At 73.2% G+C, this 1,020-nt stretch carries 1 protein-coding gene and 1 pseudogene; both read left to right on the plus strand.

The window, feature by feature from the left end; genetic code table 11:
- A partial coding sequence (locus AB0C29_RS50225; protein ID WP_360835710.1) for an SDR family oxidoreductase occupies nucleotides 1-589 on the plus strand: 589 nt, incomplete at its 5' end.
- A gap of 1 nt (nucleotide 590) precedes the next feature.
- Nucleotides 591-1,020, plus strand: a pseudogene (locus AB0C29_RS50230) (hypothetical protein); the annotation flags it as partial.

Here is a 1,020-nt window from a genome sequence, read left to right on the forward strand (position 1 = left end):
GGCCAACGAGGTACGCGGCCGGGCCCTGCAACTGGACCTGACCGCGCCGGACTCCGGGGAGCGACTGGCCGCCCACCTGACCGGCGGGGTCGACGTCGTGGTGCACAACGCCGGGATCACCCGCGACAAGACGATCGCCCGGATGGACGCCGCCCGGTGGGACTCGGTGCTCGACGTGAGCCTGACCGGCCCGGAGCGGATCAACGACGTCCTGGTGGAGCGCGGGGTGATCGGTGCCGGTGGCCGGATCGTCGGCGTGGCCTCGATCGCCGGGATCGCCGGCAACCGGGGCCAGACCAACTACGCCACCGCCAAGGCGGGTGTGATCGGCCTGGTGCAGTCGTGCGCCCCGGACCTGGCCGGTCGGGGGATCACCATCAACGCGGTCGCGCCCGGCTTCATCGAGACCGCGATGACCGCCCGGATGCCGGTGCTGCTGCGCGAGGCCGGCCGGCGGATGAACAGCATGACGCAGGGCGGCCTGCCGATCGACGTGGCGGAGACCATCGCCTGGCTTGCCTCGCCCGGCTCCGGCACGGTCACCGGCACCGTCGTCAGAGTCTGCGGCCAGAGCCTGTTGGGAGCTTGAGATGGTGGTTGACCTGACCGGGCGGCCCGGACCCTCGTACGCCCGGATCGCTCTTGGCCTGCTCCCCCGCCGCCGCGGCACCGCACTGCCCGACCGTACGGTGATCCGCCGCGAGGCGGTCATCGACCACGAGCATCTCGTTCACTACGACCGGGTCTGCGGCTTCCGGCTCGCCGACGCGCTGCCGGCCACCTATCCGCACGTGCTGGCCGCGCCGCTCGCGATGCGGCTGATGTCCGCCCCGGACTTCCCGTTCCCGCTCGCCGGCCTGGTGCACGTCGCGAACCGGATCACGGTGCGCCGGCCGATCGACGCCGGGAGCCGGCTCGACCTGTCCGTGCGGGCGGCCGGCCTGCGCCCGCACGACCGGGGACAGCAGTTCGACGTCATCAGCTCGGCGACTGTCGACGGGGAGGAGGCGTGGCGCGGCG

The organism is Actinoplanes sp. NPDC048791 (assembly GCF_040650095.1).
GTDB lineage: Bacteria > Actinomycetota > Actinomycetes > Mycobacteriales > Micromonosporaceae > Actinoplanes.